Raw genomic sequence first — 22,403 nt, 5'->3', positions numbered from 1 at the left:
AATTTCGGAGCAGGGGCGTGTCAGAATATGCTTTTTGACCCATCCATTGCGCCATGTCCCACTTCCTCTTCCTCAACGCCAGCACCCGCGAGCCGGGTCACATCGGCAATACTGAAACCCTCGCTCGGCGGGCTGCTGCCGTCCTGCCGACGGAAACGAAGCAAACATGGTGCAAGCTGGCCGACCTCGAGTTGCCGCCTTTCGTCGACCTGCGCCACACGGCCGGCACCTATCCGATGCCCATGGCCGACGCCAAGGACATGCTCGACGCCACGCTGGCGGCGACCGATCTGGTCTTCGTCTCGCCGGTCTACTGGTTCTCCATCCCGTCGCCGCTGAAGACCTACCTCGACCACTGGAGCGCCTGGCTGCGCGTGCCCGGTCTCGACTTCAAGGAAAAGATGGCCGGCAAACGCCTGTGGGTCATCGCCACCAGCGGCAACCGCGACAAGGCGCAGCCCATGCTCGACAGCTATCGCCTGTGCGCCGAATTCCTCGGCATGGAGTGGCAGCAGCCCTTGTGGGGCAAGGGCGGCGCGCCGGATGCAGTGCTCTCCGACGAGGCAGCCCTGGCGCAGGCCAGTACCCTCTTCCGCTCCGCCTGATACCAATGATCATCGGCACCGCCGGCCACATCGACCACGGCAAGACCACGCTGGTCAAAGCCCTGACTGGCGTCGACTGCGATCGCCTGAAGGAAGAGAAGGCCCGCGGCATCACCCTCGATCTCGGCTACGCCTACACGCCGTTGCCGAGCGGCGGCACGCTCGGTTTCATCGACGTGCCCGGCCATGAAAAGCTGATCCACAACATGCTGGCCGGTGCCACCGGTATCGATTTCGCGCTGCTCGTCATCGCCGCCGACGACGGCCCCATGCCGCAAACCCGCGAGCATCTCGACATCGTCGAACTGCTCGGCATTCGCCAGGGCGCCGTGGCACTGACCAAGATCGATGCCGTGTCGCCGGAACGCCGGGCCCAGGCCACCGCCGAAATCGCCGACCTGCTCGCCGGCACGGCGCTGGCCGAAGCCCCCGTCTTCCCCGTCGCCGCAGTCACCGGCGACGGCATCGCGGCGCTGCGCGCCCACCTCGATCACATGGCCGCCCACATCGGCGAACGCGGCCGGCAGGGCGGCTTCCGCCTCGCCATCGACCGCTGCTTCACGCTGTCCGGCGCCGGCACGGTCGTCACCGGCACTGCCTTCTCCGGCGCCGTGAGCATCGGCGACCAGTTGCTGCTTTCCCCCGTGGGCAAGCCGGTCCGCGTCCGCAGCCTGCGCGTGCAGGATACGCCGTCCGAATCCGGCCACGCCGGGCAACGCATCGCGCTGGCCCTGGCCGGGGTCGAGAAGGCCGAGGTCGAACGCGGCATGTGGCTGCTCGCCCCGGCGCTGCATGCACCAATCCACCGCTTCGACGCCACGCTGCGCGTCCTGCCCGGCCAGCCGCCGCTCAAGCACTGGATGCAGGTTCATCTCCACCTCGGCGCCGAAGACGTGCCGGCCCGCATCGCCCTGCTCGGCGCCGACGAAATCGCCCCGGGCAGCGAACAATGGGCGCAGATCGCGCTGGAGCGCGATATCGGCACGCTGGCCGGCGACCGCTTCATCCTGCGTGATGCCGCGGCCCGCCACACCATCGGCGGCGGCCGCGTGCTCGACATCTTCCCGCCGACGCGCAAGAAGCGCAGCCCGGAACGTCTGGCCATGCTCGCCGCCCTGGCTGACGACAACCCGACTACCGCCCTGCAACTAGCCACCGCTCAGCAAGCAGCCGGCATCGAACTCGACGCCTACGCCATCAACCGCAATCTCGATGCCGCCGCATTGCAGGCCATCACCGGCCAGCTCGGCCTGCGCCTGGTCGGCAACACCGCCTTCTCGCCAGCCAACTGGCAGGCTCTCGAGGACCGCCTGCTGGCCGCCCTCGCCGCCGAACATGAGCGCGCCCCGGACATGCCGGGCGTTGAGCGCGATCGCCTGCGCCGCCTGACCCTTCCCACGCTTGGCCGCCCTGCCTTCGACGCCCTGATCGCGGGCCAACTGGCCGCCGGCAGCGTCGCCCAGACCAACGCCTGGCTGCATCTGACCGAACACCGCGTGCAAATGGCCGCTGGTGACCGCGACCTGTGGCAGACGCTGAAGCCGCTGCTCGAAACAGCGCCCTATAACCCGCCGCGCGTCCGCGACATCGCCAAGGCTACCGGCGTGCCGGAAGACACGGTGCGCGCCCTGTTCAAGCGCATCGCCCGCCTCGGCGAAGCCTTCCCGGTCGCCCACGACCATTACTTCACGGCCGAAGCCGTCGCCGACCTGGCCCGCCGCGTCGCCGCCCTCAACGCACGCGACGGCATGGCCCGTGCCGCAACGCTGCGCGATGAAATCTGCGGCGGGCGCAAAGTTGCGATTCACATCCTCGAATTCTTCGACCGTATCGGCTACACTCGCCGAGCCCGCGATACCCACGTATTGCGCGGCAGTCCTAGGCAATTCGGCCCATGAACAACGGAAGAGATCGTTCCCCGGTGGGACGGCCGGTCTTCAAAACCGGCAGGACCTGTCAAACAGGTTTGGGTAGGTTCGACTCCTGCTCTCTTCCGCCAATCGGCTTCTGCAGATTCCCACTTTGAAGTCTTGCAGTCGTCTCTAGGCGCTTTAAACGGGACTCAGTTCGTTCAGCTTGGCAAAAAATCTGGAAAAGCCGCATGCACCGTCGCCTTCCGCCGCGAGGTGCATGATGTCACGATAGAAATGATGCAGAATTTCAGACGGGCTTCAGCAGCATCGTAGCCGCCGCCGTGTTGGAAATCAGGATATGCAGGTTGGAGTTTGCAGCGCGCCGATATCCTGCATGTCCAGCCCGAGGACGCTACTGGCCAGTTTGCCGAGGAAATAGACGCTCCCGCCGACGCGGAGCAATTCGAGCACGTTCCGCTCGAGAATGGCGTTGGTCTGCGATTGGCTCAGGCCGAAGCGCTGGCAATAGGCTCGCTCGTCCTGCAGAAAGGCATCGCAGTTGAGCTTGCTGTTGAAGGAAAAGCACATCTTGTCAGGGCATAACCACGGCGGGCTGTCTCCGAATCGAAAATGGGCCCCGGGGGTAATTCTTTTGGGCTGAAGGGACAAGGTTGGCGCCATGGATCGGAGCTGACAACCCCAGGCCGTTCAGGGCAGTTTTTGCCCATGACGGCGCGCCGCATGTAGCCCCGACTCAGTGGCGGGAATGCAGCGCCGAGTTGGTCGAGTGGCAAGGCTGCAAACAGGGAGCCCAACTTGCCCGTGCGTGGCGCGCCCCGGACACGCAGTGGCTACAGGTGGCGGGAACAAATCCTGCAAGCCATTCGGCCCCGGCCCCAGCATCTTGCCGATGTGCTGAAGCGGGCCATGGAGCAAGGAGCACGACATGAAAGCCATCGAAAAACGCCGCTGGGCCATCGCCGAAGGCTACATTGTGGCGCAGCGATGAAAATCGCCCTGGTCGCGCCGGTTTTCGAGCGGGTTCCGCCGAAGCGCTACGGCGGCACGGAAAGGGTCATTTCCTACCTGGCTGAGGAACTGGTCCGCCAGGGCCACCGTGTCACGCTGTTCGCCACCGGCGATTCCGTCACCCGGGCGCGCCTCGTGCCGGTGATCGCCGACAGCCGCCGCTTCGATTCCCGGCGTCCGGAGTGGCTGATGTACCAGACCATGATGCTCGATCAGGTGGCGCGGATGGCCGGGGAATTCGACGTCATCCACTTTCATACGGATTTCCTGCATTTCTCCCTGGCGCGGCAATTGCCGGTTCCCCACCTGACCACTGTGCACTGCCGCCTCGACGAGCCGGAACTGATCCCGCTCTACCGCCACTTCGCCGACCTTCCGTTGGTCTCGATTTCCGATAGCCAGCGCCTGCCCGTGGCCTGGGCCGGCTGGCAGGGCACCGTCTATCACGGACTGCCCGCCGATCTGCACGCCTTCAACCCGGACCCCGGCGACTATTTCGCTTTCGTCGGCCGCATCTCCCCGGAAAAGCGGGTTGACCGCGCCATCGACATCGCGCGGCGCCTGGACAAGCCCCTGTACATCGCTGCCAAGGTGGATACCACGGAGGAAGCCTATTTCCGGGAGAAAATCAGGCCCCTTCTCGCCCACCCGCGGATCGACTTCATCGGCGAAGTTGGCGAGGACGAAAAAGGGCAGCTGCTGGGCGGCGCCGCCGCCCTACTCTTTCCCATCGACTGGCCCGAGCCCTTCGGGTTGGTCATGATCGAATCCCTCGCCTGCGGAACGCCGGTCGTCGCCTATCGGCACGGCTCGGTGCCGGAGATCATGGAAGACGGCGTAACGGGTTTTGTCGTCGACACCCAGGACGAGGCCGTCACTGCGGCCGCCAGCATTGACCAGATCGACCGCCGTCTCTGTCGCCGGGCTTTCGAGCAGCGTTTCACGTCCCGCCGCATGGCCGAGTGCTACGTGGCCATCTACCGGCGCCTGCGGCAAAAACACGCTGCCCCTGCCAAAGCGGTGCTGGCATGATGAATCGAAGCCAGGGCGGCAACGCCTGGCACATCCGGGGCACCTTGGTGCCCACCGGCGAACGTAAGCGATTCCTCAGGAACAACGACACCTTTTCCCTGTTCGAGCGATGGTATCGGCGTCGATTTGCAAATTCGATGCAAACAGCTACGGGATCATCGCTGCATTTTTGGCCGTAGGCACGCTATCTGCTGTATGCCAGGACCACAATCAAGCGAGGTCCCCATGTCCATCAGTTCCATCCTGTCTTCAGGCATGCAGAGCATGCAGGCCAGCATCAATCGCACCGCCATTGCCGGGAGCGGTCTGAATACCGAAAACGGTGATCTGGCGCGGAAAATGGTCTCGATGCAGCAAGGCGAGATCGAGTCCAAGGCGGCGGCGAATGTGATCAAGACCGGCGACCAGATACTGGGCACGCTCATCGACATCCGTGGGTAAGCGGCAAGAGTCGCCGTTGCCGGCAATCCGGCCTGCCGGCCGATCGACCTACTGGCGCTTCTTCATCGCCAGTACGCCCGTGCCCATGGTCATATCGACCCGGCTCAGGAAGCTCATGCCGATCAACGGCGTCCCGGTAATGCCGACGGTTACCCGGACGTTGCGCAACTTGACGCCCGCCACTTCGACGAGTGGAACGATGAGGCTGGTGGTCGCGATATTCCCGTTGGCCGTCGCCGACTGGCCGGTCTTTCCGCCCGACACGTCAATCTCCATCTGACGCGCGGTTTCAAGGCTCATCGCCACTGCCGAAGCGCCGGTATCGATCAGGCCTTCGATGGTGTGGCCGTTAATGGTGAGCGGCGCGAAGTAGTGCTCCCCTTTGTTGGCATTGGCATACAAAACCGCCGTCCGATTGTCGCCGGAATCGCCATCGAAGCAGCTCGCCCCGGAGCACTCCGCCGCGGCGAACATGGCGGAAAATTTCTGGTGCCGACCGAGCCAGTCTTGTGCAGCCGCATCACCCGCTGCCGCCGCCTTTTCATACCAGTAGCCCGCTTTTTTGCTGCAGGCGGCCACGAGATAGCCGCTCTCGTAAGACACGGCTAGGCTGCGCTGGGCTTGCGCGTTGCCCGCCTGCGCAGCGGACAGCAGGTCGGCAAACGCCTTGGCGGGGCGACTCAGGGGGGTTGCGTTGAGATGGTCGGTCGCGGCGAAATACCGGTTTTCGCATTCACCCCACGCTAAGCCCATCCCGGACAACGTACAGCAGACAGCGGCAGCGAACAGCCGGCCATGGAAACGGAAAAAGGACATTTGAGATTCCCCCTGAGCTGGTATCGATGCATGGCTTTCTCAAGCCGGACACAGGCTGCAGTCCGACAGATGCCACTTTTGCTTGAGTGCAGATATTTGTAAGCAATTTTCCGTCTTTTGTCATTTCGACGAAATACGTCAAAAGTCATAGGACACGCCCTTGACCCTGCCCTTCCGTTGAACCAGAATGCCCGCGACCCATACGGCGGTTTGCGGATTTTCCGATCATTCGACAAACCGGAAAAAGCTGAAAGTCCGCCGTTCCAATTTTCCCAGGATTCAATGGCCCATCACCCCTTCCACGGTAGCGTTCCCGACGACCGCCTCTACTGCCCCCACCACGACATGTGGGTCCGCGTGCAGGACGACGGCGAAGTGACGATAGGCGCGACCAGCTTCGGCATCTTCCTGGCCGGCGAGATCATCGCGTTCACCGCCAAGCCGAAAGGGGCCGAAGTCGCCATCGGCAAGGGCATGGGCACCGTCGAGTGCCGAAAGACCGTCCTCGCCGTGCATGCCCCGATCTCTTTCACCCTGCTCGAAGGCAACGAGGCGGCCGAAGAATGCCCCGTCCTGGTCGATAAGCAGCCCTACGCTGCCGGCTGGATGGTCCGTGCCCGACCAACCGCCTGGGACGCCGAAAAAGTCCACCTGATCGATGCCGGGGCTTATCGCCGGCATATCCTGAAGATCGAACCGGAGGCCCGTTTTGACTGACAAGCTGGCCATCCTGATCTGCACCGCCAGCGCCGAACGCCCCGAGCTGTATCCGACGCCGTTGGTCCATGCGCTCGCCGCGCACGCCCTCGACGCCGAGGTCGAAATCCACCTGGCCGGCCCGGCGGTGCGCCTGCTGGTCGACGGCGTTGCCGACGGCCTCTACCCGATGCCGGCGCGCGAAAAATCGATCGGCGAATTCCTGGGTGAAGTGATCGCCGAAAACATCCCGCTCTTCGCCTGCAGCATGGCCCGCGCCGCCTGGATCGCCGACAGCGAAACGCTGATCCCGCAAGCCCGCGCCGCCGGCGCTACCGCTTTTATCGCCCGGACGCTCGATCCGGCCTGGCGAACCCTGGTCTACTGATGACACATACTCACATCACCGGCGTCATTCTCGCTGGCGGCCTCGGGCGCCGCATGGGCGGCGTCGACAAGGGCCTGCAGGAGCTCCAGGGACGCCCGATGGCGGCCTGGGTTGCCGAGCGGCTGGCCCCTCAGGTCGACGAACTGCTCATCAACGCCAACCAGAACGCCGAGCGCTACGCCGCCTTCGGCCATCGCGTCGTCGCCGACCGCATTGCCGGCTTCGCCGGGCCGCTGGCCGGTCTGCATGCCGCCCTGTCGGCCGCCACGCATCCATGGGTCGCCACGGCGCCCTGCGACTCCCCCTTCCTGCCCGCTGATCTGGTTGCCCGGCTGAGTGCTGCCCTACTCGCCAGCGAGGCCGATCTGGCCGTCGCCCGCACCTTCGACCAGCCGCATCCAGTGTTCTGTCTGTGCAAGCGCAACGTCCTGCCGCATCTGACGGCCTACCTAGAGAGCGGCGAGCGCAAGTTCGACCGCTGGTACGCCACACTGAAGACCGTCGAAGTGCCGTTCGACGACGAAGCTGCCGCCTTCGAAAACATCAACACCCGCGACGAACTGCAGCGCTTCGACAGCGCCCGCTGAACACCCCGCGGCACGCCAAGCCATGCCACTTTGAGAACCGCCGCGAAGGCCCGCGCGGCGAATCCCCAACCTGTGGAAAACCCGTATTGCGTCGCCCAACAAGCGGCCTAAACTGCGCGCGCAGGATCAAATACACACATAAAAGGTAAACAGCAATGAACGTCAAAGTTCACTATCGCATCACTCAGGATCGCGCTGGCATTCCGCAGGATTTCTGTGGCGCCCGCCACTTCGTCGCCAGCGCCGACAAGGCCATTGAGGACATCGCCCGTACCCAGTTGGCGGCCGATTACCAGATTCCGCTCAGCGCCGTCGAAATTTCCCGCATCGAGGCTTAACCGCCGCCGCGCAGGGTCGCCCGGTCGACCTGCGCCAGCAAGCGCCGCGCCGCCGCTTCGTCACCGGCGCGGACACTTATTTCCACCCGCAGGGTGGAAAGCTGCAGCGCCGCAATGCGCCGCGGATGTTGTTCGCTCAGCGCGAAATGCAGGCTGGCGTCGTCGCCAGCCAACAACAGGCCATCGGGCGTGACCGATACGGCATCACCAAAAGCCAGCACCAGGCAGCGGCGAAATTCGTCCGGCGTGCAACTCATCTGCCGGACACTGTCCCCGCTCCACGGCAACCCGCCCTCAGCCACCGGCAATCGGTGGCCACACCGCCAGCACGTCACCGTCACACAGGACTTTCCCGGCCCGTTCATCGGGCGGGACAAAGGTTCCGTTGACCAGCACCAGATGTGTCAGCCGCGGCGGCAAGCCAAATGGCTGCAACGCCTCGGCGACGGTCGCGCTGTCGGCTACCTCGACCTCGGCCCGGTTGTTCTTGCTGCCACCAGGCAGATAGTCGCCCAGCGTGGCGTACAGTTTGACGGTGACCAGCATGCGTTCAACTGTTTGGCCGCTGGCAGGCGATATAGGCCTCGGCAAAGCGGGTCGGCGTTTCAAGCAGTTTCTGTTTCCAGGTGCCCAGTTTCATCTTCCCCTGGATCAAGCCGCGCAAGGCGCCGACATGCTCGGTCAGGCCCACGGAGGTCGCGCCGACCAGCACGTCACCATTGAACTGCAGGCTGATGTAGCGGCCATTCGCCTCGTCGGCCTGCTCGATGCCGTCGCCACCGGCCACGCCCTGCCATTCGCCGAACGACGACGAAATCATGCCCATCGAGTCGAGCACGTTGATGGCCAGAACACCCTTCATTCGCGCCGCTTGCCCCGCCATGTTCAGCGCCGCGACCCGTGCCTGATCGGCGGCGTTGGGCTGGATTGCCGCGATCAGATGCCGACCGCTGAACAGGTCCGGCGCCTCGGCGACGTCGCCGGCCGCGTAGATGCCGGGCACCGAGGTCTGCATGCTGTCGTCCACCAGCACGCCCTTGGCGACATGCACCGAAGTGCCGTCGAGGAAGGAAACATTCGGTGCGACCCCAGCCGCTGCAATCAGCAGGTCGCAATCGAGGCTCTCTCCCGTCGACAGCTTCACCGTCAGCGGCGCCGCGGAGCCCTTCGAAATGAACTCCACGCCAGCGCCGGTCAGCACACGCACGCCCTGCTTCTCGACCCAGCGTTTGATCATGCCGCCGGCTTCTGGCGTCATCATGCGCGGCACCATGCGGTCGCCGACCTCAACCACCGTCAGCTGCACACCGCGCTTGGCCAGCGCTTCCATGATGATGCAGCCGATGAAACCGGCGCCGAGCTGCAGCACGCGCGATCCCGGCTTGGCCAGCCGGGCGATGGCGCGCGCATCATCCAGCGTCCAACAGGTCTGTACTTCCGGCAGGTCGATGCCGGGAATCGGCGGCCGGACCGGATGCGAGCCGGTGGCGATCAGCAAGCGGTCGTAGTCCTCGAAATGGCCGTCGTCGAACAGCACTGTTCGCTTGTCGGTATTAAGCGCGACCGCGCGGCCTCGATACTGGCGTATGCCCAGGCTGTCGAAATGATCCGCCGACTTGCGCAGATAGGTGCCCGATTCGTCGATATTGCCTTCCAGCAAATAGGGAATGGCCATGCGCGAATACGGCGGCTCGGCTTCGTTGCCTACCATCAGGATGTCGTCGCCGGGTGCCGCGCGGCGCAGGGTTTCGGCGGCAACGACGCCAGCCGGGCCGTTGCCGAGGATGATGTGTTTCATGTTGGCTTCTCCGTCAGGAAAAGAAAAGCGGGGCGGCGCCTGGCGCGACCCCGCTCCGATGGCAGCGCGCGCTTACAGGCCCAGGCGTTCCAGCGTCGCCTTTTCCGGCACGCCGTCGGCGTTCCAGCCACGCAGCCTGAAGTACTCCGGCTTCATCTGATCGACGCCATTGACCAGCCCCTTGGTCGGACCGGCCTTGGCGCCTTCGGTCTTCAGGCGTGGCGGCAGGTCGTCGTCCTTGGCGGTCAGGCCGGCAGCAAGATTGAACAGGCGCTCCATGTTCCAGATCCGCTCGCCCACCTCGTTCAGTTTCTCCATCGACCAGTCGCCTTCGCAGGCCGCCTGGATCTGCGGCTGCACATCGGCCAACGTCCAGGCGAAACTGGTGAACACGCAGATGCCGGCTGCGTCGAAGACCCCGGTTGCATCCTGGAAAGCCTTGACCAGTTCCGGCTTGCCCTCGGTGACATGGGGATCGGTCTTCACCGGGATGCCCAGCACCTCGGAGGCGACCGTGTAGCCGCGCAGGTGGCAGGCGCCGCGATTCGACGTCGCATAGGCCAGGCCGATGCCCTGGATGCCCCGCGCATCGTAGGCCGGGAATTCCTGGTTCTTGACGCTCATCGACAGGTCCGGCCGCCCGTACTTGGCGCACATGCGGGCACTGCCCACCGCCAGTTCCTTGCCGAAGCCCTCGCCGTGCGCCGTCATCTCGACCAGCTTGCACAGCGCCTCGGCCGAACCGAACTTGGCATCGACGCCGATCTGTTCCTCGGTGATGATGCCCAGATCGTAGAGTTCCATGGCCGCGCCGACCGTGGCACCGAAGGAAATCGGGTCCATGCCGTGCTCGTTGCACAACAGGTTGGCGTACTGCAGGGCTTCCAGATCGCTCACCCCGTTGGCCGCACCGAGTGCCCAGGCCGCCTCATATTCCAGGCCACCGGAAGCACCCCAGTATTGCGGGCTGTTCTTGACGCTGAAGTGCGTTTCGTCAATTTTCGAAATCCGCCCGCAGGCGATGGTGCAGCCGAAGCACGCGGCATTGGTGACTAGATGCGCCTTGCCGTCGGTCGGCCGTTTTTCGTGCATGGCCTCGGCGGAAATCTTGCTGGCGCCCTCGAATTGCACGTCGCGGTGGTTGCGCGTCGGCAAGGCCCCCATTTCGTTGATCACGTTCATCAGCACCTGGGTGCCATACTTGGGCAGCCCCTGCCCGGTCACCGCGTTGTCGGCGAGCACCTTCTTGCCGGCATTGGTCGCCGCCAGGAAAGCCGGGAAATCCTTGATGCCGGAAACGCCCTTGGTGCCGCGCAAGGCGACGGCCTTCAGGTTTTTGGAGCCCATCACGGCGCCGACGCCGGAACGCCCGGCCGCCCGGTGCAGATCATTGACGATGCAGGCGAACAACACCTTGTTCTCGCCCGCCGCGCCTATCGACGACACGCGGATCAGCGGGTCCTGGTGCGATTTCTTGATCGTCGCCTCGGTTTCCCAGCAGGTCTTGCCCCACAGGTGCGCCGCGTCGCGCAGTTCGGCCTTGTCGTTCTCGACATACAGGTACACCGGTTTCGGCGACTTGCCCTCGAAAATGATCATGTCCCAACCAGCGAACTTCATTTCAGCGCCGAAGAAGCCGCCCGAGTTCGAGCAGGCAATGGCGTTGGTTAGGGCGCCTTTGGTCACCACCGTGTAGCGGCCACCGGTCGAGGCCATCGTCCCGGTCAGCGGCCCGGTGGCCATGATCATCTTGTTGTCCGGCGACAGCGGATCGACCTTGGGGTCGATTTCCTCGACCAGGTATTTCGAGGCCAGCCCGCGCGAGCCGAGGTAATCGTTGGCCCAAGCCATGTTCAGCGGCTCGGGAGTGCAGGTGCCGGCGGCGAGATTCACGCGCAGGACTTTACGGTTCCATCCCATGATCGTCCTCCTTAGGCCGCGACGGCAGAAGTGTTGGCCTTGGCCGCCCAGGCGCGCATGCGGTCCAGTCCGGTCCAGTCGGCGTCGACATAAGTGATGGCACCGGTCGGGCAGGCGCTGGCGCACTTCGGATCGCCACCGCACAGGTCACATTTCTGCACCTTGCCCAGATCGGCCATGTAATTCACCGTGCCAAACGGACAGGCGATGGTGCACACCTTGCAGCCAACGCAGGTCGCCTCCTTGACCACCTTGGCCCCGGTCACCGCATCGAGCACGATGGCCTCGACCGGACAGGCGTTCATGCACCAGGCGTCCGAACACTGGGTGCAGGTATAGGGCACCTTGCGACCTTCATGTTCGAAATCGAAGACCTTGATACGCGATTTGGACGGGTTGATGGCGCCGGTATGCTCGTAGGAGCAGGCCATCTCGCACTGCAGACATCCGGTACATTTGACCGGATCGATGTGAAGCGACTTCTGCATGGTGTCTCCTCCATGGATTATTAAGTGTCGCAAAAACCGGTGTCGCGGCAAATGCCGCGGGCAGGTTTTTAGATCATCGCGCAGGAAACCGGCCATGTCATGCCGCAGTGCAGCAATTGCCAGCAAGGACTCATGCCAAACCGATATCGATCGATCGCAAGAATGTAACCTTCCGAACTTACCGTGTTTTTCCTACTCGAAATCTCATTCGGAGGCAGCATGGAAAAAGCATCATTCGACCGCCGCCAGCAGCCGCGTCACCAGACCCAGCAACAGCCGCAACAAAACGCCCAGAGCGGTTCGGCAACCGGCAAGCCGGAATCGCCGCGCCTGACCTGGCAAAACCTGAGCAACGCCCAAGCCCGGAAGCAATCTGGCAAACTGTAGCGCCCGTCCACGCATCGATTACCGAAGGTTCGTCATGAAAGCAGGATTGTTTTTCGTCGCGCTATGCACGTCGTTAGCCCTGTGGGCCGGCCCTGCTCCCTGGTACAAGTGGCACAGCAATGCGGCGGACTACGAGGTGTGTGCCCAGACCTCCCCCGGCGACGGCTGGGAAATCGTCAAGGGGCCGTTTCAGGATTCGCATTGCCAGAAGCTGGGCATGCCGTAGACCACCCCGGCTCGAAACGGCTTGGCGACCGCAATCAGCGATAGCCGTAGAAACGAGGCACTTCATCCGAAGTGCCTCGTTTCATTTTGCTTTGGCGAAAACTGGCTGAAGCGGCAACTATCTGATGGGCAATGATTATCGCCTGGCAAGATCCCGGCAGGGGCGAGTCGAATTCACAACACGCCTTGACAGTAATTGCCTAGGCAACTATATTACTGCCTAGGCAATCATTACATAGGCAATCATCTCATGAACGATAGCGCCCAAACCGCTTTCTACGACGGCAACGATTACAAGCTGGACGACAGCATCGGCTACCTGATGCGCCAGATCGTCGCCACCATTTCACTGATCACCGACGAGCGCATGGCGGAACACGGCCTGACCGACGCTCAGTGGAAGCCGCTGCTGATGATCCAGCAAGGCCAGTGCAAGACCGCCGCGGAACTGTCGCGGATGGCCTGTTCCGATGCCGGTGCCGTCACCCGCATGCTCGACCGCGTCGAAGCCAAGGGCTTGGTCCAGCGCACCCGCTCCTCGGAAGACCGGCGGGTCATCAATATCGGGCTGACCGAAGAGGGCAGCCGGACGGCGGCGATGGTGCCCCACGTTCTGGCCGATGTCCTGAACTCGGTGCTGACCGGCTTCAGCGAAGCCGAAGCCCGGCAACTCAAGGGGATGCTCCAGCGCGTCCTCGCCAATGCCCGTCAGCTGCGCGACGGCGACGCCGCGTCCCAAGGCTGACAAGGGGCCGTCGGCAACTGTTTCCGGAGGCCAACATGAATTCACGATTCCCTGCCCGCACCCAACTCACTGCCCTGCTCCTGGCCATGACTCTGGCCGGCTGCGCCAGCTTTGCCGGCATCGAGCCGACCGCCAAGACCATCGCCCCGGCCGCACTGGGTGCCGCCAACGCGCCTATCGAATGGCCGGCGACCGGCTGGTGGCGGCAATTCGACGATCCCACCCTGGCCGCCCTCGTCGAGCGTGCCCTGGCCGGCAACCCCAGCCTGCAGCTGGCCGAGACCCGGGTGGTCAAGGCCCGTGCCGCGGCCGGCATCGCCGAAAGCGCTCTCTGGCCGCAACTCAATGCCAGTGCCGACAGCACCCGTCAGCGCCTGAGCGAATTCGGCACAACGCCGCCGCCTCTGGCCGGTACCACGCAAAACATCAACCACGCCGCCCTCAACGCCAGCTGGGAACTCGATTTCTTCGGCCGCAACCGCGCCGCCCTCGACGCTGCCCTTGGCCAGGCCCGCGCTGCCGAAGCCGATGCCCAGGCCGCCCGGGTGCTGCTGGCGAGCAATGTCGCTCGCGGCTATTTCGGTCTCGCCCGCCTGCTTGAGCAGCGTGAGGTGGCGCGGGCCACGCTGGCGCAGCGCGAAGCCATCCTGCAACTGGTCGGCAGCCGAGTCGAGGCCGGGCTCGACACCAAGGTCGAACTGCGCCAGGCGGAAGGCTCGCTACCCGAAATCCGGCGCGACATCGAAGCCCTGGGTGAGCAGATCGGCCTCGCCCGCCACGCTTTGGCCGCGCTCACCGGCCAAGGGCCGGAAGCCGTCGCCGAACTGGCGCCGACCCTGGCCACGGCTCGGCTTCAAGCCCTGCCCGCCGCCCTCCCCGCCGACCTGATCGGCCGCCGGGCCGACCTCGCCGCCGCCCGCTGGCGGGTTGAAGCCGCCGCCCGCGACGTGGTCGGTGCCAAGGCCCAGTTCTACCCCAACATCAACCTGATCGGGCTGGCCGGCTTTTCCAGCATCGGCCTTAGCAACTGGTTCAAGGCCGGCAGCCGCGAAAACGCTTTCGGCGCGGCGATCCACCTGCCCATTTTCGACGCCGGCCGCCTGCGGGCCAACCTGCGCGGCGTCAGCGCCGACGCCGATGCCGCGGTAGCCAGCTACAACGCGACCCTGATCGAAGCCCTGCGCGAAGTGGCCGACCAGATCACGTCGCAGCAGGCGGTCGAAGGCCAGGCCCGCGAGCAGCAGGCCGCCCAGCAAGCAGCGGAAGGCGCCCTCGACCTCGCCCTGCAGCGTTACCGGGCCGGCCTCGGCACCTACCTCACCGTCCTCACCGCTGAAGCCAACGTCCTGGCCCAGCGGCGCACCAGCATCGACCTCAAGGCGCGAGGCATCGATAGCAACCTACAACTAATCCGCGCCCTCGGCGGCGGCTTTGCGGCGGATTCGACGTCGCCGGCCGCCGGTTGAAGCCCCACCCCAGAGGAATCACCATGGCAAACCAAGACCACACCGCGCCGCACACCCCTGCCCCCGATACCGCTGCCAAGCCGACCCGCAAACGGGCACTGCTCACCCTGACCAGCGCCTTCGCCGCCATCGGCATCGCCTACGGTACCTACTGGACCTTGGTCGAGCGCTACCGCATCGAGACCGACAACGCCTATGTCCAAGGCAACGTCGTGCAGATCACCCCGCAGATCGGCGGTACCGTCCTCGCCATCAATGTCGACGACACCGACTACGTGCAGGCCGGCCAGCCGCTGGTCCGGCTCGACCCGGCCGACGCCCAGGTCGCCCTCGACCAGGCCGAGGCCCAGCTCGCGCAGACCGTGCGCGAGGTACGCACCACCTACGCCAATAACGGCACGCTAGCCGCCAACATCGCCCTGCGCCAGGCCGAAATCGCCCACGCCCAGGCCGACGTGGCCAAGGCCGAGGACGACGTCGCCCGCCGCCGGCCGCTGGTCGCTACCGGCGCCGTCGGCAAGGAAGAACTCCAGCACGCCGACACCGCCCTGGCCAACGCCCGGGCCGCAGCGACTGCCGCCTCTGCCGCGCTGGCCGCGGCGCGGGAACAACTGGCCAGCAACCAGTCGCTGACCGAAGGGACCAGCGTCGAGAACCACCCCAGTGTCCAGAAAGCCGCCGCCCGCGTGCGCGAGGCCTACCTCGCCCTGCAACGCAGCGACATCCCGGCGCCGGTGGCCGGCTACGTGGCCAAGCGCAGCGTTCAGGTCGGCCAGCGGGTCCAGGCCGGGGCGCCGATGATGGCCATCATCCCCCTCGACCAGGTGTGGGTCGATGCCAACTTCAAGGAATCGCAGCTGCGCGACATGCGCATCGGCCAGCCGGTCAAGCTCACCGCCGACATGTACGGCCAGAAGGTCGAATACACCGGCACCCTGGCCGGGCTGGGCGCCGGCACCGGCGCCGCCTTCTCGCTGCTGCCGGCGCAGAACGCCACCGGCAACTGGATCAAGGTGGTGCAGCGCGTCCCGGTCCGCGTCGCCCTCGAGGCCAAGCAACTGGCCGAACACCCGCTGCGGGTCGGCCTGTCGATGACAGCCACCGTCGATATCCACGACCAGAGCGGCAAGATGCTGGCCGACGCACCGCGGCTGAACCCGGTAGCGCAGACCTCGGCCGCCGGCGGCCTCCACAGCAATGCCGATGCGGCGGTGGAAGGCATCATCGCCACCAACCTCGGCCACAAGGCGACGACCGTCACCGCGCCGGCGCGGCCGGTGGCAGCGGGCGACAAGCCGCTGCACCTGGCCGCCACGCTGGGCACGCAGGGCTGACCGGCCATGGCCTCCGCTAACGCATCGGCGGCCGGGGCGGTCGAGCCCCTGCACGGCCGGCAACTCGTCCTCGGCACGGTGGCGCTGTCCCTGGCCACCTTCATGAACGTCCTCGACTCGTCGATCGCCAACGTGTCGATCCCAGCCATCGCCGGCGATTTCGGGGTCAGCCCCAACCAGGGGACCTGGGTCATCACCAGCTTCGCCGTCGCCAACGCCATCGCCGTGCCGCTCACCGGCTGGCTGACCCTGCGCTTCGGCACGGTGAAGCTATTTACCCTAAGCGTGCTGCTCTTCGTGCTTGCTTCCTGGCTGTGCGGCGCCGCTCCCAACCTGGAAAGCCTGATCGCCCTGCGCGTCGTGCAGGGCCTGGTCGCCGGGCCGATGATCCCGCTGTCGCAGACCCTGCTGCTGCAGAGCTACCCCAAGGCCAAGGCCGGCACGGCGCTGGCCATGTGGTCGATGACCACGCTGGTGGCGCCGGTAATGGGGCCGCTGCTCGGCGGCTGGATCACCGACAACATGACCTGGCCGTGGATTTTCTACATCAACATCCCGATCGGCCTGGGCGCCGCCGCCGTGACCTGGAGCATCTATCGCGAGCGTAACTCGGCGACCCGCCAGCTGCCCATCGACAAGATCGGCCTCGCCTTGCTGGTGGTCTGGGTCGGGGCGCTGCAGGTCATGCTCGACAAGGGCAAGGAACTCGATTGGTTCGCTTCCGGCCAGATTGTCACCCTGGCCGTGGTAGCGGCCGTCGGCCTGGCTTTCTTCCTGGCCTGGGAACTGACCGAAGAACATCCCATTGTCGACCTGTCGCTGTTCACGGGCCGCAATTTCTGGACCGGCACCCTAGCCATGTCCCTCGGCTACGGCGCCTTCTTCGGCAACGTCGTGCTGCTCCCCCTGTGGCTGCAGCAATACATGGGCTACACCGCGACGATGGCCGGCGTCGTCCTCGCTCCGGTCGGGCTGCTGGCCGTGCTGCTGTCGCCGGTGGTCGGCAAGCAGGTCTCGCAGGTGGACCCGCGCCGCCTGGCGACGGTGGCTTTCGTCGTCTTCGCCCTCGTGCTGTGGCTGCGCTCAGGCTTCAATACCCAGGCCGACCTCACCACCCTGATGATCCCGACCGTCATCCAGGGCGCGGCGATGGCCTTCTTCTTCATCCCGCTGGTCACCCTGACCTTGTCCGGCCTGCCTCCCGAGCGCATACCGGCCGCTTCCGGGCTGAGCAATTTCGCCCGCATCACGGCCGGCGCCTTCGGCACCTCCATCGCCACCACGCTATGGGAAGACCGCGCGGCGCTGCACCACGCCCAGCTCAGCGAAGCGATCGCCACCGGCAGTACGGCCACCAGCCAGGCCCTGGCCAATTTCACTGCCGCCGGCCTGACGCAGGAGCAAGGAATCGCCCAATTGAACCGACTGGTCGATCAGCAGGCCTTCATGCTCGGCGCCGACGATGTGTTCTACGCTTCGGCTTTGCTGTTCGTACTGCTCGTCGGCGTGGTGTGGCTGGCACGGCCAGCGAGGAACGGTGCCACAGCGGACGCTGGCGGCGCGCATTGAGGAGGAGAAAGCGACAAAGTGGGCCACTGAAGGTAGCAGTGGGCGCCGCTTAAACGTGAATTGTCCGATGGATGAGCTCTGCCGGGATATTTTCTGCCGACAGAAATGAAAAAGGCACTTCAAATGAAGTGCCTTGTTTCATCTTGGTTTGGCGCGCCCGGAGCGATTCGAACGCCCGACCCTCTGGTTCGTAGCCAGATACTCTATCCAACTGAGCTACGGGCGCGCTGCCAAAAATCAAACCGAACAAGATCGGCTTGAAAAAAGGTTCTGTGGCGCGCCCGGAGCGATTCGAACGCCCGACCCTCTGGTTCGTAGCCAGATACTCTATCCAACTGAGCTACGGGCGCGCTGACAGAGCGGCGCATTATACGTGGCCAAGCGTAGAATGCAAGGGTTTTCAGGAAAAAAGCCGATGTCCACCGTCACTGTCCAAATGCCGAAGTACCCCGAATGCTGGTCGAGTTGCGGTTCGTGTGCGAGCGGCGACGTGTTCATTCTGGAATTGCTGGTCAAGATCGGCGACATGGTGCAACGCGACGACAACATCCTGACACTGGAGACCGGCAAGGTGGCGCTGGACATCCCTACCCCCTACGCCGGCCGCGTGCTGGAGATTCATGTCACAGAGGGCGATACGGTCGGTGAGGGCGCGCCGCTGTTAACGCTGGAAACCGACTGAGCAACGCGGCGAGCCATCCCGTTCCGCCCTCTCCCCTCATTTTGGGAGGTCGACCTCCATCGCATTGCGCACTTCGCGCACCCCACGCACCCCGCTGGCCAGGTCGAGCGCCCGGCGCAGCGCATGTTCATCTGGCACGACGCCAGCCACGGTAACCACGGCCGCCTTGGACGACACGCGAATGCGCGAACCGGTCAGGCCGATGTCGGTACGCAGCAGCGTTTCGACACGGTCACCCAGCGCGGCGTCCTGTGCTTCGTTATTGGCGACGACGGCGGCCAGAACTTGCGGGTCGTCGGTGGCGAAGGCGGAAAGGCCGAGTCCAACGAAGGTTGCCACCGTAATCAGGCTGGCGACGAGGAAGTTCGGTTTGAGCATGTTGATTCCCTTCTTGTAATGTGTGCCCAAGCCTTATTGCGATCTTCGTGCCAGATACAAACAATCAAATAAAATCAATCAGTAAGATATTTTTCACCCCCCCCTGAACCGGTAACCGAGTCGTGACCCGGCGACAGCCCGCCCGTATCCGATGCAACGCGCAGGCAGTGGAATGGTGTTCACCGTTCGGCCAGCGTTTCGCTGTCGCTGCGGAACATGGCCGGCGTCAGGTCGTGCTTTTGCAGCAGTCGGTAGAACTCCGTCCGGTTGCGCTCGGCAATGCGCGCTGCATCGGCGACATTGCCGTCGGTCAGCTTGAGCAGCTGGACAAGATAGTTGCGCTCGAAGCGCTGCTTTGCGTCGGCGTAGGTCAGCGCATCCATGGCCGGCACGCGCAAGGCGCGCTGGACCAGCGCGGCGGAGATCAGCGGCGTCGAAGTCAGCGCGCAGCTTTGCTCGACAACGTTGAACAGCTGCCGGACATTGCCCGGCCACGAGGCGGTGGCCAGCGCCTCCAAGGCGTCCGGCGCAAAGCCGTTGATCGGCTTGCCGTACTTGACGGCGAGCAGGCCGGCAAAGTGGGCGGCGAGCAGCGGGATATCCTCGCGCCGCTCTTCCAGCCGCGGCAGGGTCAGCGACACGACATCGAGGCGGTAATAAAGATCCTCGCGGAACAGCCCCTGCGTCATGGCAGCATCGAGATCACGGTGTGTCGCCGACAGCAGACGGACATCGACCGGCTCGACCTTGGTGCTGCCGACCGGCCGTACGACGCGCTCCTGCAGCACGCGCAGCAGCTTGACCTGCAGGGCGAGCGGCATGTCGCCGATTTCATCGAGGAACAGCGTACCGCCATTGGCCGTCTGGAACAGGCCGACCCGGTTGCTGGCGGCGCCGGTGAAGGCGCCCTTGGCGTGGCCGAACAGCTCGGATTCAAGCAGTTGTTCGGGGATGGCGCCGCAGTTGATGGCGACGAACGGTCCCTTGGCCCGCGGGCTGGCCCGGTGGATGGCGCGGGCCAGAACTTCCTTGCCGGCGCCGCTTTCACCGCGGATCAGCACGCTGGCGTCGGACGCCGCGACCATGCGCGCATCGGCCATCAAGGCGGCCATCCGGCTGCTGCGGAAAATGACGCCTTCCATCCAGGCATCGCCCCCCTCGCCCACCGCCACCACTTCTTCGCCGGCCGGCAAGGTCGGCTCGGAGAGTTGCAGGGCGCGGTCGATCTTTTCGAGCAGTATCTGGCTGTCGAAAGGCTTGGTCAAATAGCCGAAAACGCCGCGCGAAGTGGCATCGACAGCATCGGGAATATTGCCGTGCGCGGTGAGCAGGATGACCGGCAGGGTCGGCCGCGTGCGGCGGATTTCCTCGAACAGCGCCAGGCCGTCCTGCCCCGGCAGGCAAACGTCGCTGACCACCACGCGCGGCGTGTCCACGGCAATCCGGACTACCGCCTGCTCGGCCGAACCCACCGCCGTCACCCGGAAGCCGCGCGCCTTGAGGCGCATGGTCAGCAGCCGCAGGATGTCCTCGTCGTCATCGACGACCAGCACATGCGCTCCTTCGCCGCGCAGTGCCGGCCTCATCGCTTGCTCCCGACGGGGCGTGGCCGCGACAGGGTCCGCTCGATATCGGCCAGGCTGTCGAGCTTCTCCTGCAGTTTGTCGAGCTTGTCCTGTTGTTCACTGGTCTTGCGCTGGCTGTCCTTCAATTGCTGCCCCTGTTTGTCGAGTTGCCCCTCAAGTTTCAGGCGTTCGAGATAGTTGTCGGCTACCTGGCGAGCTAGGGGATGAAAAGGCATGGCCGCCGGTTCGTTGGATTTGAGCACGCTGTCGAGCAGCGCCAGCCCCTTGCCGAGATCCTGCTGAACACGCGGATGGCCGAGCAGCATGGCCATGCGCACCTGGGTGTACGGTGTTTGCGGCACGGCAACCAGCACCATGCGTTCACGGCCGAGTTCGGCCGGGGTCATGCGGCCGAGGCCCTGGTAATAGGTGAGCGCCGCCTCCGGCGTGGTCTCGTCCACCCGGGCCGCTTTTTTGGCGCCGGGCATCGTGGTACAGCCGGCCAGCAGGGCGGCACAAAGCAGACCGCACAGTCCGCGACGGAGAAAATCGGTTTTACTGCTCATCAGGTATTTCCACACAAAAATGGGCGCCGCTGTCCTGCGGCACCAGATAGACCCTGCCGCCCATGGCGCGCACCAGTTCGCGCACGATGGACAGGCCGACCCCGCTCCCTTGGCGCGGCGCCGGAGCGGCGCGCTGGCCTTGGACAAAGGGGTCGAAAATTCGTTGCCGGTCTTCCTCGGCTATACCCGGCCCCTGATCCATGCATTCGAAGCGCCAAAGGCCGTCGACGCGGCTGACGCCGAGGCGGATTTCCCCGTTGTCCGGACTGAAATCGATGGCGTTGGACAACAGGTTGTCGAGAACGACCGACATTTTTTCGGCATCCAGCGTGACCATCTGGTCCGGCGCCTCGGTCACCACCTTGAGCCGTCGCGCCTGGCTGTGCAGGTCACGGCGCTGCACGACGCCGGCCAGCAGCTTTTTCGGCTTGACCGGGGCCAGTTGCAGGCGGCGGGCGTCGAAAGCCGCCGCATTCAGGGTGAGCAGGCTTTCGATCTGCTCCTGCAGGACGAGGACGTTGTGCTGCAGGATATCGACCACCTCGCGCTGGCCGGCGACGAGCGGCCCGGGGACTTCTTCGCGCAACAACGAGACGCCCTCCTTCAATGCGGTAAGCGGAGTTTTCAGTTCGTGCGACACATGGCGCAAGGCGCGCTCGCGGTCGGCTTCCAGTTCGGCCAGGCGCAGGCGCAGCCAGTCCAGCCGCTTGCCGAGCTGGCGCAAGTCGGCCGGGCCGCCGACAGTGACCGGTTCGTCGAAACGGCTGGCGCCCAGGCGAACGATGGCTTGTTCGAGATGGCGTACCGGGCGTACCAGCCACCAGCCCATGGCCAGCGCCACCAGCAGCGCGCCGAGCAGGGCCAGCCCGATGCGCCCACCGAGCTTGAGACGAGCCGCATCCAGTTGATCGAGCGTCTTGCGATTCTGCTCCTCCACCCAGCGTTGACCGGCTTGCTTGAGCAGACCGTTCAATTCAGCCATACGCGCCAGCAGGGGAATGATTTCGGCCTGCGGGATATTCTGTTCCAGGCCGCTGCGCAAGGCCTCGGCGACCATGCGCCAGCCGCCGAGCAAGGGCTGCAGCGGATCGGAAGCCATACCGTCGAGACGATCGACGACGGCCAGGGATTGCGCCAGATGCTCGTCGAAACGCTGGCGGAAAACTGGATTGTCTAGCACCAGGTATTGCCGCGCGCTGCGTTCGATATCGACCGTACGCTCACCCAACTCCTGGATGGCGGCAGTCAACTGGATCGCCTGCTCGCTGCCGCGCCGGCTCTGATCGACCAACCGCTCGACCACCAGCCAGCTTTGTATCGCCACCCCGCCCAGCAGCAGGCCGATCAGGGTGAAGCCAAGCAACATGCCCTGGCGGAAGGAAATACGGTTCATTTTTTGTGTGCTGATTTAAGAACTCCCGCGCAGTTTAATGGTCACTGCTCTCTACCTCGGGCCGGGGGCGACCCAATAGCGTGAAAATTTATCTATAAAAAT

At 64.7% G+C, this 22,403-nt stretch carries 26 protein-coding genes and 3 tRNA genes; 16 read left to right on the top strand and 13 right to left on the bottom strand.

The genetic code is table 11. The annotated features are described in order from the left end of the window. The first annotated feature begins 53 nt into the window (after positions 1-53). The 3 genes from LZ012_RS10395 to LZ012_RS10385 all read left to right on the top strand — a co-directional run bounded on the left by LZ012_RS10395 (position 54) and on the right by LZ012_RS10385 (position 2,604). Positions 54-605 carry a flavodoxin family protein gene (locus LZ012_RS10395; protein ID WP_275710449.1) on the top strand — a complete coding sequence of 184 codons (552 nt, stop codon included), beginning with the start codon at positions 54-56 and terminating at the stop codon, positions 603-605. A gap of 5 nt (positions 606-610) precedes the next feature. Continuing rightward, entirely contained in the window at positions 611-2,503 is a 1,893-nt protein-coding gene (gene selB, locus LZ012_RS10390; protein ID WP_275710447.1) for a selenocysteine-specific translation elongation factor, read from the top strand. 5 nt (positions 2,504-2,508) lie between these two features. Beyond that, positions 2,509-2,604, top strand: a tRNA-Sec gene (locus LZ012_RS10385). A gap of 205 nt (positions 2,605-2,809) precedes the next feature. On the opposite strand, the gene LZ012_RS10380 is transcribed toward LZ012_RS10385, so the two are convergent. Beyond that, positions 2,810-3,046, bottom strand: coding sequence for a hypothetical protein (locus tag LZ012_RS10380; RefSeq protein WP_275710445.1), 237 nt, complete (start codon positions 3,044-3,046; stop codon positions 2,810-2,812). Between the two features lie 417 nt (positions 3,047-3,463). Here LZ012_RS10380 and LZ012_RS10375 point away from each other — a divergent pair, with 417 nt between their 5' ends. Together LZ012_RS10375 and LZ012_RS10370 are read left to right on the top strand one after the other, a co-directional pair. After that, positions 3,464-4,519, top strand: a complete 1,056-nt coding sequence (locus tag LZ012_RS10375) for a glycosyltransferase family 4 protein (RefSeq protein WP_275710443.1) — start codon at positions 3,464-3,466, stop codon at positions 4,517-4,519. 225 nt (positions 4,520-4,744) lie between these two features. Then, on the top strand, positions 4,745-4,960 hold the full coding sequence (locus tag LZ012_RS10370) for a hypothetical protein (protein WP_275710441.1): 216 nt from the start codon (positions 4,745-4,747) through the stop codon (positions 4,958-4,960). Between the two features lie 48 nt (positions 4,961-5,008). On the opposite strand, the gene LZ012_RS10365 is transcribed toward LZ012_RS10370, so the two are convergent. Further along, positions 5,009-5,776 (bottom strand): retropepsin-like aspartic protease family protein, encoded by a 768-nt coding sequence (locus LZ012_RS10365; RefSeq protein ID WP_275710439.1) that lies wholly within the window; start codon positions 5,774-5,776, stop codon positions 5,009-5,011. A gap of 282 nt (positions 5,777-6,058) precedes the next feature. Here LZ012_RS10365 and LZ012_RS10360 point away from each other — a divergent pair, with 282 nt between their 5' ends. The 4 genes from LZ012_RS10360 (at position 6,059) to LZ012_RS10345 (ending at position 7,785) form a co-directional block, all read left to right on the top strand. After that, positions 6,059-6,493 (top strand): glycine cleavage system protein H, encoded by a 435-nt coding sequence (locus LZ012_RS10360; RefSeq protein ID WP_275710437.1) that lies wholly within the window; start codon positions 6,059-6,061, stop codon positions 6,491-6,493. After that, a complete protein-coding gene (locus tag LZ012_RS10355; protein ID WP_275710435.1) occupies positions 6,486-6,860 on the top strand; it encodes a DsrE family protein in 375 nt (124 codons plus the stop codon). The genes LZ012_RS10360 and LZ012_RS10355 overlap by 8 nt, the downstream gene beginning before the upstream one ends. Next, positions 6,860-7,447, top strand: coding sequence for a molybdenum cofactor guanylyltransferase MobA (gene mobA / locus LZ012_RS10350; protein ID WP_275710433.1), 588 nt, complete (start codon positions 6,860-6,862; stop codon positions 7,445-7,447). Before LZ012_RS10355 ends, mobA begins: the two co-directional genes overlap by 1 nt. A gap of 155 nt (positions 7,448-7,602) precedes the next feature. Next, on the top strand, positions 7,603-7,785 hold the full coding sequence (locus LZ012_RS10345; RefSeq protein ID WP_275710431.1) for a hypothetical protein: 183 nt from the start codon (positions 7,603-7,605) through the stop codon (positions 7,783-7,785). On the opposite strand, the gene LZ012_RS10340 is transcribed toward LZ012_RS10345, so the two are convergent. The 5 genes from LZ012_RS10340 to LZ012_RS10320 all read right to left on the bottom strand — a co-directional run bounded on the left by LZ012_RS10340 (position 7,782) and on the right by LZ012_RS10320 (position 11,991). Then, positions 7,782-8,042, bottom strand: a complete 261-nt coding sequence (locus LZ012_RS10340) for a hypothetical protein (RefSeq protein ID WP_275710429.1) — start codon at positions 8,040-8,042, stop codon at positions 7,782-7,784. The genes LZ012_RS10345 and LZ012_RS10340 overlap by 4 nt on opposite strands. Before the next feature lie 37 nt (positions 8,043-8,079). Further along, entirely contained in the window at positions 8,080-8,331 is a 252-nt protein-coding gene (thiS, locus tag LZ012_RS10335) for a sulfur carrier protein ThiS (protein ID WP_275710427.1), read from the bottom strand. Between the two features lie 4 nt (positions 8,332-8,335). Next, positions 8,336-9,583: an NAD(P)/FAD-dependent oxidoreductase gene (locus LZ012_RS10330; protein WP_275710425.1), complete on the bottom strand. Its 1,248-nt coding sequence runs from the start codon at positions 9,581-9,583 to the stop codon at positions 8,336-8,338. A gap of 72 nt (positions 9,584-9,655) precedes the next feature. After that, positions 9,656-11,503, bottom strand: a complete 1,848-nt coding sequence (locus LZ012_RS10325; RefSeq protein WP_275710423.1) for an aldehyde ferredoxin oxidoreductase family protein — start codon at positions 11,501-11,503, stop codon at positions 9,656-9,658. 11 nt (positions 11,504-11,514) lie between these two features. Continuing rightward, positions 11,515-11,991 carry a 4Fe-4S dicluster domain-containing protein gene (locus tag LZ012_RS10320; protein ID WP_275710421.1) on the bottom strand — a complete coding sequence of 159 codons (477 nt, stop codon included), beginning with the start codon at positions 11,989-11,991 and terminating at the stop codon, positions 11,515-11,517. A gap of 219 nt (positions 11,992-12,210) precedes the next feature. Between LZ012_RS10320 and LZ012_RS10315 the strand changes: the two genes are divergently transcribed. The 6 genes from LZ012_RS10315 (at position 12,211) to LZ012_RS10290 (ending at position 17,717) form a co-directional block, all read left to right on the top strand. After that, on the top strand, positions 12,211-12,378 hold the full coding sequence (locus LZ012_RS10315) for a hypothetical protein (protein WP_275710419.1): 168 nt from the start codon (positions 12,211-12,213) through the stop codon (positions 12,376-12,378). Positions 12,379-12,412: 34 nt separating this feature from the next. After that, positions 12,413-12,604: a hypothetical protein gene (locus LZ012_RS10310; RefSeq protein WP_275710417.1), complete on the top strand. Its 192-nt coding sequence runs from the start codon at positions 12,413-12,415 to the stop codon at positions 12,602-12,604. A 249-nt stretch (positions 12,605-12,853) separates the two neighbouring features. Continuing rightward, positions 12,854-13,348, top strand: coding sequence for a MarR family winged helix-turn-helix transcriptional regulator (locus LZ012_RS10305; protein ID WP_275710415.1), 495 nt, complete (start codon positions 12,854-12,856; stop codon positions 13,346-13,348). 35 nt (positions 13,349-13,383) lie between these two features. Beyond that, complete coding sequence (locus LZ012_RS10300) at positions 13,384-14,814, top strand: efflux transporter outer membrane subunit (protein WP_275710413.1); 1,431 nt, start codon at positions 13,384-13,386, stop codon at positions 14,812-14,814. 23 nt (positions 14,815-14,837) lie between these two features. Further along, on the top strand, positions 14,838-16,148 hold the full coding sequence (locus LZ012_RS10295) for an HlyD/EmrA/EmrK family protein (protein ID WP_275710411.1): 1,311 nt from the start codon (positions 14,838-14,840) through the stop codon (positions 16,146-16,148). 6 nt (positions 16,149-16,154) lie between these two features. After that, positions 16,155-17,717, top strand: coding sequence for a DHA2 family efflux MFS transporter permease subunit (locus LZ012_RS10290; RefSeq protein ID WP_275710408.1), 1,563 nt, complete (start codon positions 16,155-16,157; stop codon positions 17,715-17,717). 149 nt (positions 17,718-17,866) lie between these two features. On the opposite strand, the gene LZ012_RS10285 is transcribed toward LZ012_RS10290, so the two are convergent. Both LZ012_RS10285 and LZ012_RS10280 read right to left on the bottom strand, forming a co-directional pair. Beyond that, positions 17,867-17,943, bottom strand: a tRNA-Arg gene (locus LZ012_RS10285). A 47-nt stretch (positions 17,944-17,990) separates the two neighbouring features. After that, positions 17,991-18,067, bottom strand: a tRNA-Arg gene (locus tag LZ012_RS10280). A 65-nt stretch (positions 18,068-18,132) separates the two neighbouring features. Here LZ012_RS10280 and LZ012_RS10275 point away from each other — a divergent pair. Then, entirely contained in the window at positions 18,133-18,399 is a 267-nt protein-coding gene (locus tag LZ012_RS10275) for a biotin/lipoyl-containing protein (protein WP_275710405.1), read from the top strand. A 36-nt stretch (positions 18,400-18,435) separates the two neighbouring features. On the opposite strand, the gene LZ012_RS10270 is transcribed toward LZ012_RS10275, so the two are convergent. The 4 genes from LZ012_RS10270 to LZ012_RS10255 all read right to left on the bottom strand — a co-directional run bounded on the left by LZ012_RS10270 (position 18,436) and on the right by LZ012_RS10255 (position 22,301). Continuing rightward, positions 18,436-18,777, bottom strand: a complete 342-nt coding sequence (locus LZ012_RS10270) for a BON domain-containing protein (RefSeq protein ID WP_275710403.1) — start codon at positions 18,775-18,777, stop codon at positions 18,436-18,438. A 179-nt stretch (positions 18,778-18,956) separates the two neighbouring features. Continuing rightward, positions 18,957-20,363, bottom strand: a complete 1,407-nt coding sequence (locus LZ012_RS10265; RefSeq protein ID WP_275710401.1) for a sigma 54-interacting transcriptional regulator — start codon at positions 20,361-20,363, stop codon at positions 18,957-18,959. Then, positions 20,360-20,908, bottom strand: a complete 549-nt coding sequence (locus LZ012_RS10260; protein WP_275710399.1) for a permease — start codon at positions 20,906-20,908, stop codon at positions 20,360-20,362. Before LZ012_RS10260 ends, LZ012_RS10265 begins: the two co-directional genes overlap by 4 nt. After that, complete coding sequence (locus LZ012_RS10255) at positions 20,898-22,301, bottom strand: sensor histidine kinase (protein ID WP_275710396.1); 1,404 nt, start codon at positions 22,299-22,301, stop codon at positions 20,898-20,900. Before LZ012_RS10255 ends, LZ012_RS10260 begins: the two co-directional genes overlap by 11 nt. Positions 22,302-22,403 lie beyond the last annotated feature (102 nt).

This window comes from Dechloromonas hankyongensis (genome assembly GCF_022012295.1).
Lineage (GTDB): Bacteria > Pseudomonadota > Gammaproteobacteria > Burkholderiales > Rhodocyclaceae > Azonexus > Azonexus hankyongensis.
This window is presented reverse-complemented; position numbering and strand designations above follow the sequence as displayed.